Annotated in this window: 1 pseudogene; it reads right to left on the bottom strand. The window is 53.1% G+C overall.

Annotation, left to right across the window (positions count from 1 at the left end):
* Positions 1 to 225: pseudogene (locus tag ACSNOG_RS33515) on the bottom strand (NAD-dependent malic enzyme); the annotation flags it as partial.
* Positions 226 to 262: the final 37 nt, after the last annotated feature.

The following is a 262-nucleotide window of genomic DNA, read 5'->3' as shown; positions in this document are numbered from 1 at the left end:
GACTCGGGAGAGATCATCGCGGTTCTGGATTGGAACTTTGGGCTGTGTCTCGATCTTGCCGCCGAGATGCATAAGGAATGTGCGGTCGGATACGTTGACGAGTTTAACGCCCTTCAAATTTTTGACGGTATGCGTGATCTTGCCGATGTCGACGCTGTCAGTAACCGTAATCGTAATATCGCGGACGGTGATATGGCCGCTGGACTGGATGACGTCGATGGCCACCATATCTCCCCCGGCTTCGAAAATTGCGGATGCAACC

The organism is Streptomyces sp. URMC 124, assembly GCF_051386455.1.
Taxonomy (GTDB): domain Bacteria; phylum Actinomycetota; class Actinomycetes; order Streptomycetales; family Streptomycetaceae; genus Streptomyces.
Note: the sequence above shows the minus strand (reverse complement) of the source record. Positions and strands in the feature narration are given on the sequence as shown.